The sequence below is a fragment of the Pyxidicoccus sp. MSG2 genome (assembly GCF_026626705.1).
Lineage (GTDB): Bacteria > Myxococcota > Myxococcia > Myxococcales > Myxococcaceae > Myxococcus.
Genome location: NZ_JAPNKC010000001.1, coordinates 12540582 through 12557022, shown reverse-complemented (window position 1 = coordinate 12557022; position 16441 = coordinate 12540582). Strand labels below are relative to the sequence as shown.

At 70.4% G+C, this 16441-nt stretch carries 11 protein-coding genes; 9 read left to right on the top strand and 2 right to left on the bottom strand.

Annotation, left to right across the window (positions count from 1 at the left end):
• Positions 1-121 precede the first annotated feature (121 nt).
• Positions 122-2473 carry a M4 family metallopeptidase gene (locus tag OV427_RS50675; protein WP_324290039.1) on the top strand — a complete coding sequence of 784 codons (2352 nt, stop codon included), beginning with the start codon at positions 122-124 and terminating at the stop codon, positions 2471-2473.
• 194 nt (positions 2474-2667) lie between these two features.
• On the top strand, positions 2668-5049 hold the full coding sequence (locus OV427_RS47610; RefSeq protein ID WP_267862904.1) for a helicase-related protein: 2382 nt from the start codon (positions 2668-2670) through the stop codon (positions 5047-5049).
• A gap of 12 nt (positions 5050-5061) precedes the next feature.
• Here the strand turns inward: OV427_RS47610 and OV427_RS47605 are convergent, their stop codons facing one another.
• Positions 5062-5664 (bottom strand): hypothetical protein, encoded by a 603-nt coding sequence (locus OV427_RS47605; RefSeq protein ID WP_267862903.1) that lies wholly within the window; start codon positions 5662-5664, stop codon positions 5062-5064.
• A gap of 309 nt (positions 5665-5973) precedes the next feature.
• Between OV427_RS47605 and OV427_RS47600 the strand changes: the two genes are divergently transcribed.
• The 3 genes from OV427_RS47600 (at position 5974) to OV427_RS47590 (ending at position 10778) form a co-directional block, all read left to right on the top strand.
• Complete coding sequence (locus OV427_RS47600) at positions 5974-8487, top strand: MASE1 domain-containing protein (protein WP_267862902.1); 2514 nt, start codon at positions 5974-5976, stop codon at positions 8485-8487.
• Between the two features lie 126 nt (positions 8488-8613).
• On the top strand, positions 8614-10101 hold the full coding sequence (locus OV427_RS47595) for an aspartate ammonia-lyase (RefSeq protein ID WP_267862901.1): 1488 nt from the start codon (positions 8614-8616) through the stop codon (positions 10099-10101).
• A 125-nt stretch (positions 10102-10226) separates the two neighbouring features.
• Positions 10227-10778 (top strand): hypothetical protein, encoded by a 552-nt coding sequence (locus OV427_RS47590; RefSeq protein WP_267862900.1) that lies wholly within the window; start codon positions 10227-10229, stop codon positions 10776-10778.
• A gap of 10 nt (positions 10779-10788) precedes the next feature.
• Here the strand turns inward: OV427_RS47590 and OV427_RS47585 are convergent, their stop codons facing one another.
• Positions 10789-11394: an HdeD family acid-resistance protein gene (locus OV427_RS47585; protein ID WP_267862899.1), complete on the bottom strand. Its 606-nt coding sequence runs from the start codon at positions 11392-11394 to the stop codon at positions 10789-10791.
• Positions 11395-11652: 258 nt separating this feature from the next.
• Here OV427_RS47585 and OV427_RS47580 point away from each other — a divergent pair, with 258 nt between their 5' ends.
• The 4 genes from OV427_RS47580 to OV427_RS47565 all read left to right on the top strand — a co-directional run bounded on the left by OV427_RS47580 (position 11653) and on the right by OV427_RS47565 (position 16432).
• Positions 11653-12468, top strand: coding sequence for a hypothetical protein (locus OV427_RS47580; protein ID WP_267862898.1), 816 nt, complete (start codon positions 11653-11655; stop codon positions 12466-12468).
• A 17-nt stretch (positions 12469-12485) separates the two neighbouring features.
• Complete coding sequence (locus OV427_RS47575; RefSeq protein WP_267862897.1) at positions 12486-13835, top strand: DUF2254 family protein; 1350 nt, start codon at positions 12486-12488, stop codon at positions 13833-13835.
• Positions 13836-13931: 96 nt separating this feature from the next.
• Positions 13932-15728: a glutaminase A gene (gene glsA, locus OV427_RS47570; RefSeq protein WP_267862896.1), complete on the top strand. Its 1797-nt coding sequence runs from the start codon at positions 13932-13934 to the stop codon at positions 15726-15728.
• An 11-nt stretch (positions 15729-15739) separates the two neighbouring features.
• The gene (locus OV427_RS47565; protein WP_267862895.1) at positions 15740-16432 is read left to right on the top strand and encodes a MarC family protein; all 693 of its coding nucleotides are present in this window, start codon (positions 15740-15742) and stop codon (positions 16430-16432) included.
• The last annotated feature ends 9 nt before the right edge of the window (positions 16433-16441 follow it).

The window sequence follows — 16441 nt, the reverse complement described above, 5'->3', positions numbered from 1 at the left end:
GTGCACGGCCTGTAGCGCGCGATGTTTCGTTGCGCGCAGCAGGGTGCCGTCCCTGACGGCACCGCTTCAGCTCCGGCCGCGCAATGCGGCTGTCCCTGTCACACCGAGTGGAGCCCGATTCATGAAACACCTTCATCTCCAACACCGCCCGTCCTCCCTTGCCCTGGCCACCACCCTGTTCCTCGCCGCGGGCACTGCCTCCGCGGCGAGCCGCGTCGACCTGCATCTGCAGGACGTCGGTGCCCTCCGCCAGCAGAGCGCGGCCCTCGCCGCCACTGGAGGCCCTGCCGGCCATGCCCGGGCCCTCGGCCTCGACGCTGATTCGGGCCTGCTCCTGATCGACCGTGTCAGCGACCACGGCGTGCGCAATCACCGCTACCAGCAGACGTTCCGCGGCATCCCCATCTTCGGCGAGCACGTCATCGTCAACGAGGACGCCAACGGCGAGCTCCGCGCGCTGTTCGGGCGCAAGGTCACCGGGCTGGAGAGGGAAATCCCGGACGTCACCCCTCGCCTCTCCGCCGCGCAGGCGCTGGACGTCGCCAGGGGCGTCGGCCTCGGCAACCGCGTTGGGGCCATGCTCCTCTCCGATGAGAAGTCCCAGCTGATGATCTTCATCGACAACGAGGGCCGCGCCCACAAGGCCTATGTCGTCAGCTACTTCGCCGACACCTTCGGCGGTGGCTCGCCGACCCGCCCGATGGTCATCGTCGACGCGGACAGCGGCCGGGTGCTCGAGCAGTGGGAGAATCTGCAGCACGTGCTGGTCGGCACCGGCCCTGGCGGCAACCTCAAGACGGGCCAGTACGAGTACGGCACCAATTTCGGCTACCTGGACGTGGCCCAGTCGGGCACCACGTGCACGATGAGCAACGCCAACGTGGCGACGGTCAACCTCAACCACGGCACGTCCGGCTCCACCCCGTTCTCCTACACCTGTCCTCGCAACACGGTGAAGAACATCAATGGGGCGTACTCGCCGCTCAATGACGCGCATTACTTCGGCGGCGTCATCTTCAACATGTATCAGTCCTACATCGGCAAGGCTCCGCTGACCTTCCAGCTGACCATGCGGGTGCACTACTCCAGCAACTACGAGAACGCCTTCTGGAACGGCTCGGCGATGACGTTTGGCGACGGGTACACGACGTTCTACCCGCTGGTCAGCCTCGACGTTTCCTCACATGAAGTCTCACACGGCTTCACCGAGCAGAACTCGGGGCTCATCTATTCCAGCCAGTCTGGCGGCATCAACGAAGCCTTCTCCGACATCGCTGGCGAAGCCGCCGAGTATTACATGCGCGGCAGCAATGACTTCCTGGTCGGCGCCGAGATCTTCAAGAGCAGTGGTGCGCTGCGATACATGGCCAACCCGCCGCAGGACGGTGCCTCCATCGGCCATGCCTCCAACTACTACGAAGGCCTGGACGTCCACTACTCGTCGGGCGTGTACAACAAGGCCTTCTACCTGATTGCCACCACGGCGGGCTGGAACACGCAGAAGGCCTTCCAGGTCTTCGCCCGCGCCAACGACCTGTACTGGACCCCGAGCACGAACTTCAACCAGGGCGCGTGCGGCGTACAGACCGCGGCGCAGGACTACGGCTACAGCGTCTCCGACGTCTCTGCTGCCTTCGCCGCGGTCGGAGTCAGCTGCGGCGGCGCGGTCGAGCTGTTCCGCCAGACGGACGCCAGCGGCAAGCTCACCATCGCCGTGTTCGAGCGCTATTCGACGACGAGCGCCGGTCACAACACCAACTTCGCGGTGAGCGTGCCTGGCGACTTCGTGGTGATTGGCGGTGGCGGTGAGGGCAAGGAGGGCCCGTCGGGCAACATGCTGACCGCCTCGTATCCGGACTCCGGGCTGGCCTCGTGGCTGGTCTCCACCAAGGACCACATCGAGGCTGATCCGGTGCAGGTGCGCGCCTGGGCCATCGGGCTGAAGGTCACGGGGCTGACCCCGGCGCAGCTGCGCAGCTACCTGACCGTGAGCTCGGCGACGAGCGCCTCTGTCGCCCATCCCGACGTCACCGCGACCCTGCCGGCCGGCTACCTGCTGGTGGGCGGAGGGGTCAAGGTGAACTGGAGCGGCTCAGGCAACCTCGCCACCGCGTCCGCGCCCTCCGGCGTGAGCGCCTGGCGCGTGCGCTCGAAGGACCATATCGAGTCCGCGCCCGCGACGGCGCAGGCGTATGCGATTGGCATCAACAGCTCGATTCCGGGCGTCGGTACCATCGGCAGCGTCATCAACAGCGGTACCTCGGCGGTCACCTCGCACCCGAGCTTCACGGCGAGCATGAGCACGGGCTATGCGCTCAGCGGCTGCGGCGCATTCGTGAACTGGAGCGGGGAAGGCAACCTGCTGTGGCGGATCAAGCCGGTCAACTCGGGCTGCGCGGTCGCGTCGAAGGACCACATCAAGTCCTCGCCGGCTTCCATCTCCGGCTACGCGATCGGCCTTCGCGCGTTCTAGGCGTTCGCGGCCCTGGCGGGTATGCCGTGGACAGGAGGGCTGCCTTCGGGGGGCCCTCCTGTCACCGTCAGGCGAAAGGGCCATCGAAGGGGCCAGCACGGCCGGGCGCCGGGTCGGTGCACGGGGCGCCGTGCTCGGCCACTCGGAGCGTCAGCCCCAGGGCGGAGGGGCGTCCCTGCGGTTAGACTTCGCGAATGCATTCCAGCCCATCCAGCCGGTCGTCCGTCGTCGTGGCGGAGCTGGGGCCTACGAATACAGGGAAGACGCACCGCGCCATCGAGCGCATGCTCGAACACGACACGGGCATGATGGGCCTGCCGCTGCGCCTGCTCGCTCGTGAGGTCTACGACCGGGTGACCGCTCGGGTGGGCGAGGGCCGGGTGGCACTGATGACGGGCGAGGAGAAGCGCCTGCCGCCGCGCCCCGACTACTGGATCTGCACCGTCGAGGCGATGCCGACCGACAAGCAGGTCGACTTCCTCGCCGTGGATGAAATCCAGCTCGCCGCCCACCGCGAGCGCGGGCACGTCTTCACGGACCGGTTGCTCCACGCGCGCGGGCGCCGGGAGACCTGGTTCCTCGGCGCGGACACGATGCGGCCGATGGTGCAGGGGCTCATCCCGCACGCGTCGGTGAAGCGCGCCACCCGCCTGTCGCAGCTTCGCTATGCCGGGCGGCGCTCCCTGAAGAGCCTGCCTCCGCGCTCGGCCGTGGTCGCGTTCTCCGCGGACCGTGTGTATGAGCTCGCCGAGGCGCTGCGCCGCCTGCGGGGTGGAGTCGCCGTGGTGCTGGGAGCGCTCTCTCCGAGGACGCGGAATGCCCAGGTGGCGATGTATCAGGCAGGGGAGGTCCAGTACCTCGTGGCCACGGACGCCATCGGGATGGGCTTGAATCTCGACCTCAACCACGTGGCCTTCGCGGGGCTCTCCAAGTTCGACGGCGCCGAGCAGCGAGACCTCTTCCCGGACGAACTGGCGCAGATTGCCGGCCGCGCGGGGCGCCACCTGAATGACGGGAGCTTCGGCACCCTGAACACGCTGCCCGAGCTGCATCCGCGCGTCGTCTCCGCCATCGAGTCCCACCGCTTCCCCGCGGTGCGCAGCCTCATCTGGCGCAACGCCGCGCTCGACTTCGCGAGCCCGGAGGCCCTGCTGGATTCCCTGTCCCGGGCTCCGCAGCACAATGCCTTCGTGCGGGTGGAGCGCGCGGACGACTTCGACGCGTTGAAGGACCTCTCGCACGTCCCGGCCATTCGCGACGTCGCCACGGACAGGGCCAGGGTCGAGCTGCTGTGGCAGGTCTGCCAGATTCCGGACTTCCGCAAGGGGCTCTTCGGCCAGCACGTGACGCTGTTGCGTGAGACCTTCCTCCAGCTCACCGAGGGCGACGGGAAGCTGGAACACGACTGGCTGGCCAGGCAGATCTCTCCGCTCGACGATGTCTCCGGAGACATCCACACGCTGATGGACCGGCTGGCCGCCATCCGCATCTGGACGTACATCAGTCACCGTTCGAGCTGGCTGCACGACGCCGAGCAGTGGCAGGAGCGCACCCGTCACATCGAGGACGCGCTGGGCGACGCGCTCCATGAGCGGCTCGTGGAGCGCTTCGTACAGCGGGCCGCACGGAGGAGTGCGCGCCGCTTCGTGAGAGCCACCGCACAGCCCGCGCCCGGGTCGGACAGTCCCTTCGCCAGGCTGGGGCAGTTGCTGGGGGAGATGCCGGACGCCGACGGCGCGGCGCTGACGGAGGAGCAGTTCGTCCAACGGGTGGTCGACGCGACGCACGACGCCTTCCAGGTGGACGCGTCGGGAAGCATCTCGTTCGAGGGGCAGCCGCTGGGCCGGCTGGTGCGCGGGCGGGATCGGCGCACCCCGCAGCTCGCGCTGGCGGAGCCGGAGGTGTGGACCGGAGGCGCGCGGCAGCGGCTCGAGCGCCGCCTGGTGGCGCTGGCGAGAGACCTCGTCACCGAGGCGATGGGAGGCTTTCCCGCCGAGGCCCTCACCGGAGCGGGGCGCTCCGCGGCGATGCGGGGTGTCGCCTACCGTCTGGCCGAGGGGCTGGGGGTGATTTCCCAGGGTGAGGCGCGCGAGCAGTGGCGGCTCCTGGACGACGCGGCACGCGCGCACCTGGGGACGCTGGGGGTCCGCGAGGGACAGCGCTTCCTCTACGTCGACGAGGCGCTCACACCGCATGCGCTCGAGCGGCGCTGCATGCTGACGGCGCTGTTCCAGCAGAGTCCTTCACCCAGGGGCGCTCCCGGAGACCCGGTGCTCGCGGTCGCCGAGCTGGGCGGCCGGGACGCGCGAGCCTTCGGCTATGCGGTGTTCGGCCCCGTTGCGTTGCGCATCGACATCGTCGAGCGGCTCAGCGAGGCGTTGCGCCATCCACACGGGTCCCGGCAGGTGCATGTGCTGATGCAGGAGTTGGGGCTGGAGAGTGGCGCGCGCGCGCGGGTGCTGCGTGAGCTGGGAGGCCCGTCCGGGAGCGCTTCGTCGAAGCGGCGGCGGCGACGGCGGGGAGGGAAGCCGCTGGCGCCAGGGCGTGACCAGGCTGGCGCCAATCGGCGTCTCTAGGAAGGCCCCAGCTCATGTCTGGGGAGACGGCTGCTCTCCAGCGGGCTGCTCTGCCTTCACCGTGTCCGCGCGAATCTTCTCGGAGCGCTCGCACAGGTCATTCCAGGCGGCCTCGTATTCCTTCTTCAGCCGGGGCCATTCCTTGCCCTTGCTCTTCATCAGGTCCTTGAGCACCGCCTGGGTGTTCTGGAGCGAGCGGCGCAGGAACACGAACTCCTCGCGCGTCAGCAGCGAGTCCTCGGCACGGGTCCGGTCCCTGGAGGCCTCCCAGCCAGCGAACTGGGCGCCCAGGCTCTCCAGCTCCGCCTCCCGCTTGCGCTCATAACCCGCGCGGAGGACCTCCACCTTCGTCTCCATTCCGGCGACGGCCTTGTCGACGTCCTCGTAGGCCCGGCGCAGCTCCACCTTGCCGCTCTCGAAGTCCTCGGTCCCCCGCCTGCGAATCTCCTCCAGCTTGCGGCGGAAGTTCTCCGCACGGCGCTTCGCCCCGGACAGCTCCTGGATGTCGGCCTCCGCCTTGCGGATGTCGGCTTCGGCTTCGACCGCGGCGAGCCGCGCGTCGAGCTGTTGCTTCTCCGCCTCCATCTTCTTCACGTACGCCTCTTGCTCCGTCATGGCTGCCGGCTCCCTTCGCCGCGCCTCTCGGCCGCGGCTCTGTGCAGGTCAGGTGATGGATGAGGACGACCGTGGTGAGACCTGCACAGGCCGTCGGAAGTGAGCCGCCCCCCTGGAGCCCTGGGGCGGCGGCCCGGGCACCGGCGCCTTGCCGCGCAGCACGTCGTCGGGGGCCATGGTGCTCGTCACGGGGCACCGCAAGGCACCGTGTTCGCGGGCGGGCGCGAAGGTGCCTACCTTTTCCGGGGGCACTCCTCCCGGCGGGGCCTCGCGGATCCGGCCGCGAGAGGAGGGGAAGGCGGTGGTGCGATGGCCCACGGAAACTTCGTCCGCACGGCGGCCCGGCTTCTTCCGCGGGCCGTCATCGTGGGCCTCGCCTATGCCACGCTCGCGGCGCTCAGCGACCAGTACTTCTATTCAGACCCCGCCCGGTTCCTGGCGTTCTGGCTGCCCGCCGGCTTCACCCTCGCCCTGTTGCTACGCACGCCGACGCGCACGTGGCCCGTCTGGCTCGCGGCCATCTTCCTCGCGGAGACCCTCATCCAGATCTTCCTCCACGGGCGTCCCGTGGGGCTCTCCCTGGCCTGGGCGACCGCCGACAGCATCGAGCCCCTCCTGGGCGCCTCGCTGATGCGCACCGTCCTCCGGCGCCCGGTGACGCTCAGCCACCCTCGCGAGGTGCTCGCGCTCGTGGGGCTCGGGGCCCTGCTCCCCGCCATGGTGAGCGGGCTCCTGGCCGGAGCCGCGGCCGCCCGGTGGCTGGCTCCCGACGTCCCCTTCCTGACGTGGTGGACGAGCTGGTGGCTGGGAGATGCGCTCGGCGTGGTGCTGGTGGGGCCTTTCTTCCTCACCGCCTTCCCGTTTCCCCGCCTCCACGTCTGGCGTCGCGTGGAGGCGGCGGTGCTGCTCTTGCTGATCGCGGTGCTCAGCCATTGGGTCTTCCACATTCCCAGTGTGCACGGCGCCCGCGGGCCGATGACCACCGGCTTCATCGTGCTGTATGCCGCCTTCGGCTTCTTCGTGTGGGCGGCGCTGCGCTTCGGCGTGCTCGGCGTGTCCACCGCCACGGGGGTGCTGGCCCTCATCGCGGGCTGGAACGCGGGCCGGGGACAGGGCCCGTTCCAGCTCAGCGCGGCCACGCCCCACGAGGCGCTTGTGGCCACCCAGGCCCTCCTCGCCGTGCTCAGCATCCTGACCCTCATGCTCGCCGCTGCACTGCGGGAGCGGCGCCGGGTGGAGCGGGGACAGCGGCTGCTCGCGGACGCGAGCGCGATTCTCGCCGAGTCGCTGGATGACAGGGCGCTCGCACGCGTCGCGCGGCGGGTGGTGCCCGAGCTGGCGGATGCGTGCGTCCTGTCGCTCCGCCATGGCGGCCCGAAGGAGCTGGTCCCCGTGGGCGTGGCGGGCGCGCGGGATGCGCTGGAGGGGCTGTTGCCCACGCATCCTCCCGAGACGGCCCGGAGGACCCTGGCCGCCGCCGCGGACACGGGGGCGCCACGCGGGGGCGTGCAGCTCACGCTCCCGCTCGACAGCCAGGGCCACCTGCTGGGGCAGCTCGCGCTCTTCCGGACCCGGCCGGGGCGCACCTTCGAGCGGGAAGACCGCGCCCTCGCCGAGGAGCTCGCCCGACGCTGCTCGCTGATGATTGAGCGCGCCCAGCTCCACGACCAGCTCGAGGGCGCGGTGCGGCGCGCGCGCGAGTCCCTGGCCCAGCTCGACACCGTGCTCCAGACGGCGCTCATCGGCTTCGCCTTCTTCGACTCCGACCTGAAGTGTCTGAGGGCCAACGCCGCCTTCCTCCATCTGCTCGGCCTGGGGGAGACCCGGCTCACGGAGCGCCCGGCCGCGGACATCTGCTCCGACCTGGTGCCCCTCCTGCGCCGGACGCTCCAGTTGGGAGCACCGGTGACGGGGTGGGAGCTGGAGAGGCGCTCATTCGGAGAGGAGCGGCACCTGCTGGCCAGTGTGTTTCCGATGAGGTCCGCCGAGGGACTGGTGCCGTTCGGTGCCGGCGTGCTCGTCCATGACATCACCGACCGCAAGCGCGTGGAGGGCGTCCACACCCGGCTTCTGCGTGAGGCCCGGACCGCCATCCGCGCGCGCGACGAGTTCCTCACCCTGGCCGCACACGAACTGAAGACGCCGCTCACCCCGCTGGCGATTCGCATGGAGTCGCTCGCGAGCCGGCTGCGCTCGGACCACCCGGCGGAGGCGAGGACGCTGGAGGGCCTCCGCTCCCATGTGCGGCGCCTCCAGCGCCTCATCGAGCACCTGCTCGAGGCGGCCCAGGTGGACACGGGGCAGCTCTCCATCCGACTGGCGCCCGTGGCCCTCCACTCGATGGTGCGCTCGACGGCGTCGAGCTTCTCGCGCCTGGGCGCCTCGCACGGGCTGGACATGGAGACGGGAGGCCGCGAGGTCTGGGTGCTGGGAGACCGGCTCCGCCTGGAAGAAGTGCTGCTCACGTTGCTGGAGAACGCCGTGAAGTACAGCCCGGAGGGAGGCACCCTCCGGGTGACGCTCGACGTGGCGGGAGACGAGGTCCACGTGTCCGTGTCGGACCCGGGCGTGGGCATTCCTCCCGAGCAGCGGGAGCACGTGTTCGACCGCTACTTCCGGGGCAGCAACACCCCCGTGCAGTCCTATGGCGGGCTCGGGCTGGGGCTGTACCTGTGCCGCAACATCCTGGAGTCCCACGGTGGGCGCATCTGGGTGGACAGCGAGATGGGGCGGGGCTCCACCTTCACCTTCGCGCTGCCCCTGCTGCGGGCCACCCGGGCACCGACAGAGCACGACGCGGTCGAGGCCCACTGGGCGAGCTGACTCCCGTCCGCGCGGACTGTCCTGGGCCCGCCTGGACACCGCCCCCTCGTCCCATGGCCAGCACGCGCGGCGATGACCACATAGGGCGCCGCTCAGTGTGTCCCGAGCTTCCGAGGAACCCCGACGATGGCCGACCCCCGCGCGGAGCAGACGTTCCAGAAGAGCATCCACACGCAGAGCTCGAACGGCGCGGCCTTCCGGGTCGAGACCGACAGTCTCGGCTCCAAGCGGATTCCGGCCGACGCCTATTGGGGAATCAATGTCAGCCGTGCGCTCGACAACTTCGCCATCAGCGGACGCCCCATCTCCGTGTATCCCGACTTCCTCTTCGGCTACGCCTGCGTGAAGCAGGCCGCGGCGCGTGCGAACGCGGAAATCGGTGCGCTCGATGAGACGCGGGCCGGGCTCATCGACCGTGCCTGTGAGGAAATCAAGGGCGGCAGGCTGCACGCGCAGTTCATCGTGGACGTCATGCAGGGAGGCGCTGGCACCTCCACGAACATGAACTTCAACGAGGTCATCGCCAATCGCGGCCTGGAGCTGGCCGGCCATTCCAAGGGCAGCTACGAGCACCTCGACCCGAATGACCACGTGAATCGGAGTCAGAGCACGAACGACACGTATCCGACGGCGCTCAAGGTCGGGCTGATGCTGTCCCTCGAGCGGCTGCTCACGGAGCTCCAACACCTGGAGCGCGCGTTTCACGACAAGGGGCGGGAGTTCGCTGGCATCGTGAAGATTGGCCGCACGCAGATGCAGGACGCGGTGCCCATGACGCTCCAACAGGAGTTCGAGGGCTTCGCCGTCACGCTGGCCGAGGACCACGCGAGCCTGGAGGGCGTCATCCGGCGCCTGGCGGAGGTCAACCTGGGGGCGACGGCGATTGGCACCGGCATCGCGGCGGCCCCGGGCTTCGCGGAGGCTGCGCGCAAGCATCTGGCGGCCATCACCGGACACCCCATCTTCACCGCGCCCAACCTGATTGAGGCGACCACCGACGTGGGCGTCTTCATGGAGGTGTCCTCCACGCTCAAGCGCAGCGCGATGAAGCTGTCGAAGATCTGCAATGACCTGCGCCTGCTCGGCTCGGGCCCCCAGGCGGGGCTCAACGAAATCAACCTCCCGCCGAGGCAGGCGGGCTCGAGCATCATGCCGGGCAAGGTGAACCCCGTCATTCCGGAGGTCGTGAACGAGGTGGCGTTCATGGTCGCCGGGGGGGATGTGGCGCTGACCATGGCCGCCGAGGCGGGTCAGCTCCAGCTCAACGCCTTCGGGCCCGTCATGGCCCACGTGCTGTTCGAGAACCTCAAGCTCATGACCGCCGCCATGGAGACGCTGCGCTCGAATTGCGTGACGGGCATCACCGCCAACAAGGAGCGGCTCGCGAACCAGGTCGGCTCCTTCGTGGGTGTCATCACCGCGCTCATCCCGCACATCGGCTATGCCCCGGCGACGCGGCTGGCGAGGGAGGCCCTCGCCACGAACGCCAACATCTCCGACCTGGTGGTGGCCTCCGGGCTGCTGACGCGGGAGCAGGTCTCCGCGCTGCTCACCGCGGAGCAACTGACCCGCGGCCAGGCGCTGGAGCAGGGCGACGAAGAGGGCCCGCATTGAGCCGCTTCGGGAACAGAGCAAGTGCCCCCTGGAGCAGGTTGCTTCCCGGAGGAGGGTGTTGATGTTCCGCCAGGCAATCCCATGAGTAGAGGTCGAGTTCCATGCGTACAATCCCGTCGAAGAGGATGTCCCTTCTCACCGAGCGCGAGGCGCAGCTCGTGCTGTCCAGCGCTCCACGCAACCTGGCCGAGCTGTCGCCGCGAGAGCTGCGCAGCCGCATCCTGCGCACGCGCCGCTTGATGGAGAAATACCAGGACCAGGCGAGGCTGCAGCGCCGGGTGGCGCTTGGCAGGAAGACGCCCACCCGGACCCGGCGCGCCGAGGGCAATCTCAACACCCGCCAGAAGGCCGAGTACTTCGCGCTCACGCTCGCGCGCTTCGAGAAGCGGCTCGCCCAGCTCGAAAGGAAGGCGACGACGGTCAGCAGGACCCGCGTCGTGAGTGGGACGCGCACCGGGCGGGCGACGCGACGGACGACGGTTCGCGTGGCCACGAGAGGACGCAAGCCCGCCCGGCGCACGCGCACCGCGGGGCGCACCGCGAAGGTGTCGGGCGCGGCCTCGCGTCAGAAGAAGGGTGGGGCCCTCAAGCAGCAGCGCTTCGCTTCCGTCAAGCGCCAGGCCCATGCGTCCGCTCGCGGCCGGCGGACCCAGACGCGGCGCGACCAGCGCCGCTGAGCGCCTGCCTTCACCGGGCACCCGGCGCCATGCGCCGGTGCAGCCCCTTCAGGGTGACCGCGAAGGTGATCCACGCGAACCCCCGGAAGAGGATCTCGATGCCCACGAAGGTGCCGATCAGCCACATCGCGGAGCCGGGGAACTGTCCCCAGACGATGACGCCCAGCAACAGCGAGACGGCGCCATTCGCCAGCTCCAGGCCCCAGCCCTCCTGGCGCGTGGTCATCGAGGTGACGATGCGGAAGAGCCCCGAGGCGGCCAGCCAGCCGGTGACGAGCAGGGTGATGGACACCGCGCCCTGCACGGGGGAGCGCACCATCAGCGCGCCCACCACCACCGACAGCACCCCGGCGAGCAGGTGCAGGGTGAATCCACGCGAGTGACGCCCGCCGAAGGCGTGAACCACCTCGGCGACCCCGCCGATGATGACCGCCACGCCGAGCATCACCACCGAGACGAGGCTCGTGGCCACCGACGCCCTCAGCGCGAAGCCACCCACGAGTACGAGCGCCATCCCGAGCACCAGGAACCACCCCCAGTGGCGCCGCAGCTCCTCCGCCCCCTCCATCAGGTGGGCAACGGGGTCCGGGCGCGGTGCTGCCTGCAATGGCTCCATGACGGCCTCCCTGGCGACGGCGCATGGGCGGGACCGCCTGTCCGGAAGCTCCCAGCAGGCCCCTCGGGCCGCGCCCGCGGTGCTCGCCCCGTCCTCGAGGCGCTCACCCGAGGGTAGGCCCTCGGAATGCACCCGGCAGCGGGCGCTCGGCCCCCTTTCCAGGAAGGGCGCTCCCGGGTCGGGAGTCCCTGCGCCGCATGCCTGTGAGCCCGTTGACGGCCTTCAGGAGCAACGCACCATTGGCGGGGGGCCCACCGCATGACGACCAGCGCATTGCCGGACACGACGACGCAGGCCGAGCTCCAGGACGACGTGATGCGCTTCGAGGGCCGCTTCGCCGACCGCCTTCGCCACGTGCTGGCTCCCCTCGAGGCGTCCGGCAGCCCGGCCGCCCGGAGGAGCGCGCTGGAGCGCGAGCTCGCCTGGCTCTCAGCGGCGCTGGACATCGCCGCGGGGGACAACCCGGTCGCCAACCTGCTCGACATGCTCACCTTCGTCGAGCTCAGCAGCGAGCGTTTCGAGGAGCACTGGCGGCCGAATGTCTTCGGCGACTCCGGCCGCCCCGTCGAGGAGGCGCTCCAAGACGCCGTCGAGGACATCCGGGAGGTCGCGGCGAAGTACATGACGCCGTCGCAGACCGCGCGCTTCGCGCGGGTGCTGGCGGACTGGCGTGAGGCCAACCCGGAGCAGATCCACGTCGAGACCGTGCGCCTGTCGGCCTTCAGCCCGCTCGCGGGCGCGAGGGTGCAGCAGTCGCAAGACGCGGCGCGGGGACTCCTGGGGGACATGCGGCGGGGAATGCAGACCGCCGAGTCGGCGCGGCTGTTGGGGGACCGCGCGCTCTACCTGGGACGGCGGCTTCCGCAGCTCCTCGGCCTCCACGCCCGCGTGGTCGCCGACGACCTGTTCTCCGACCTGAAGCAGAACCTGCTCGACTCCCGGTACCAGGCGGACGCGGCCGCGCGGCACGTGGAGCTGGCGACCACCCGGGTCATGGCGCGAGGGGGCCTGGTACTGTGCGGCGTCTCGCTCTTCGTGGGCCTGGTGGTCTCCGCCGTGAAGCTCGTGCGCTGAGGGCCCCCAGGAATCCCATGCTCATCCGCCGCCTGGGCAAGCACCTCCGTGAGCCGTACTGGTTGCTCCTGCTCGGTCTGCTCGCCCTCGGCCTGGTGATGGGCGTCTGGTTCGCCCGCCAGCAGACAGAAACCGCCCCGGGCTACTTCGGGCTGGCCTGGAAGGGTGACCCCAGTGAGACACGCTCCGCGCTCACGACCCTGTTCGGAATGCAGTTCACCGTCCTCACCCTCGTGCTGTCCCTGAACGCGCCGGTCATCCAATCCGCGGCCAACCAGTACTCACCCCGTCTGGTCCCCATCTACCTGAAGAAGGCGCCGTTGCGCCGCGCCATGCCGCTCTTCGCCCTCTCCATGGGGTACCTCATCGCGGCCACCCGCGAGCTGGGTCTCATCGCGGACACGGGAGTGCGGCCGCGCCCCGTGCTCTCGGGCGCCTTCGTCCTGGTCTTCGGGGCGCTCTTCGCCCTCGTCTTCTGCATGATCCGCACCTTCCGCTTCATGCGGGTGGAGCGTGTCCTCGGGCTCGTCCAGGAACTGATCGTCTCGGCGACGGAGCGCCGCATCCGGGCGCGCTTGAGGCGGCTCCCACTCGACCCGGCGGCGACCCTGGTGCTGCCAGCGGATGCCACCGCGCTCGGCGCTCCGGAGTCGGGCTACCTCGCGGAGATCGACCTCCGGAGGCTCGCGCTTCGTGCGCGGAAGTGGGGGGTCCGGGCACGCGTCTACCTCACCGTGGGCGAATACGTCGACAAGGGCGAGGTCGTCGGATGGGTGGTGGCGGACGGTGGGGGGCCGGTGGACGACCGCACCCTGAGAGCTCTCGCCGCCGCCCTGAGGATCACCGCGGCGCGCGATCCCGGCTGCGACCCCGCCCTCGGAATCCGCATCCTCGTCGACGTCGCGAACCGTGCGCTGTCCTCGTCCGCGAACGACCCCTACACGGCCCGGCAGGCGCTGCAGCAGGTCCGCTCGGTGATGCGCCGCCTGGCGTGCCTGCCGCTGGGGGACTGGAACGTGGTCGACCCGGACGGCAGTGCGCGCGTCTCCGTCGTGGCCACGCGGTTGCGCGACTTCCTCTTCCTCGCCGTCGACGGCCCCCTCCACTACGGGATGGGGAATCCCGAGGTGCTCGAGGAGGTGCTCCAGATAGCGCTCGTCGTGGGGCTGGCCGCGCGCGACGAGGAAGACCGTGCGGCGGCACACGCGCTCCTCGCTCGCGTGCTCGCCGACGCCAGGGCCCACGGCGCTCCGGAGCGAGAGTGCTTCCGCCGGCTGCTCACCGAGGCGGAGCGCGTCAGCGCGATCTTCCAGGGTGGCCGGCGTACGACAGTCGAACGCACGCGTGCCCATTGGCGCCCCGACTGAGTGGCCCCATCTTGCCCCGGCGTGCGATTGCACGCCTCGCGGTGCGTGGTGAGCGTTGTGGGATGGCCAAGGTCACCACGAGCACCGGAGGCGCCGATGCGTAGGGGGAAACCCACGCTCGAGGCGGCAACCCCGAAGGGGGCGTCCGACCCCATCACGGCCGCCTTGAAGGAGATTCGCGACAGCCTCGCGTCCGACTCGAGCGGCGCCCTGGCCACGTACATCCCCCAGTTGGCGAAGGTGGACCCGGGGCTGTTCGGCCTGGCACTCGCGACGATGGACGGGCGCCTCTACAAGGCTGGCGACGCGGACGTGCCCTTCACCCTCCAGTCCGTGTCCAAGCCGTTCGTCTACGCGCTGGCCCTGGCCGACCTGGGGCTGGACGAGGTGCTCTCCCGCGTGGGCGTGGAGCCCAGCGGCGAGGCCTTCAACGCCATCAGCCTGGAGCCGGGCAGCGGCCGTCCGCTCAATCCGATGATCAACGCCGGAGCCATCCTGACCACGTCCCTGGTCCGGGCCTCGGACCCGGTGGCGCGGTTCGAGCGCATCCGGGTGGTGCTCTCGGCGTTCGCCGGCCGTCGCCTCGAAATGGACGAGGCGGTGTTCACCTCGGAGCTGGAGACGGGGGACCGCAACCGCGCGCTGGCCTGGCTGATGCGCAACGCGGGCTCGCTGCGCTGCGGTGTCGACGAGACTCTCGACGTCTACTTCCGCCAGTGCGCGCTGCTGGCCACGGCGGCGGATGTCGCCGTCATGGCGGCCACCCTGGCCAATGGCGGTGTCAACCCATGCACGAAGGCCGTGGTCGTCCCGCAGCCGGTTGCCGAGCACGTGCTCGCGGTGATGGCGAGCTGCGGGATGTACGACTCCGCCGGAGAATGGCTGCTGCGCGTGGGGCTGCCCGCGAAGAGCGGCGTCTCCGGCGGACTGGTGGCCGCGAGCCCGGGACAGTTCGGCATCGGTCTCTTCAGTCCGCTGCTCGATGCGGGGGGCAACAGCGTGCGAGCCGCCGCCGCGAGCCGCAGGCTCGCCGAGCGCTTCCAGCTCCACCTGATGCACCACCCCGGCCGCTCCGCACCCGTCATCACCCGCACCGGAAGCGCGCTGACGCTCCAGTCGGGCCGGCGTCGGCGCCGCGCGGAGCGTGACGTGCTCCAGGCGCATGGGGACGCCATCGACGTCCGGAGCCTCCAGGGCGACATCGAGTTCGCGGCCGCCGAGGTCGTCCTCCAGTCGCTGGGCACGGTGCCCGCGGGCGCCCGCTGGCGGGTGCTCGACCTGCAAGGCGTCTCCCGGCTCCATCCCGGCGCGGCGCGGATGCTGGATGCCGCCGTGCTCGAGCTCGGGAGTCGCGGCGTCGTCGTGGCCGTCGGGGACCCGCACCGGCGCGGCCTCCTCCCGCATGCCGCCGTCGAGCTGCCCTCACCCGAGGAGGCGCTCGAGTGGTGCGAGGACGCCCTGCTCGAAAGCCACGGCGCCTCCCTGGCGCCGGACGCCGCGCTGAAGCCGGAGGCGCATGACGTGCTCGCCTCGCTGGATGAAGAGGCGCGCACCGTGCTGGGCGCGGCCATGCCGGCCCAGGCCTGGGGGCGCGGTGACAGGGTGCTCGCCGCGGATGACGAGGTCCTGCTCCTGCTGCTCTCGGGGCGCCTGGGCGCGTACGCGAGCGGCCAGGCCCCGGACGCCGCGGCACGAAGGCTCGGCTCGGTGGGTGCCGGTACGGCGGTCAGCCGGTGGCGGCCCCTGGACGACGGACGCGTGTCTCCCACGCTCGTCGCGGAGCTGCCCTGCTCGGGCAGGTTGCTGCGCCGGGTGCAGCAGGAGCGGCTGGAGCGGGAGCACCCCCGGGTCCTGGCCCGGCTCTGGAGGCAGCTCGCCTCCCAGCAGGAGTAGGGGGGCGCGCGATGCCGTCGCTCGACAATCCGCTGCTGATGTTCATGGCGCTGTTCACCCTGTACAGCCCCCTGGCCACGCTGTCGTCCTACTTCCCCATCGTCAGCAAGCTCCGGCCGGCGGAGCAGCTCCGCCTCGCCCTGGGGGTCTTCACCTACGTGACTGTCTTCGCGATGACGGCCCTCTGGGTGGGAGAGCCGCTCCTCACGCTGCTCGGAATCACGACCGATGCGCTGACCGTCACGGGCGGCATCGCGCTCATCTTCGTGGGCGTCCCGTTGATGCGCGGCGTGGACGAGGCGGTAGCGGTGCCCGAAAAGCCCGCCGCCCCCCAGGGCGACGGGACGGGTGAGGCAGCGGAAGCGGGCGCCAGGGTCGAGATCTGGCGGGCGGTCCTCTTCATGCCCACCACCTTCCCGCTCACGGTGGGCGGGACCACCTTCGCCATCCTCGTTTCGTTCCGCGCCCAGGCCGCCAGCCTCCCCGACGTCATCGCGCTGTCAGTCGCTGGGCTCGCCTACGCCGCCGTCACCGGCCTCACCGTCTACCTCTCCGGGCATATCGAGCGCCGCGTCAGCCCGAGGGCACGGTCCTTCCTCGAGCGGATTGCCGGCATCCTGCTCACGGCCATCGCCGTGTCGCTCCTGGCCCGTGGCATTCCCCGCATGGTGGTCACTGCGTTGAATGCCACGGAGGTCTTCTGAGCGCGGGCG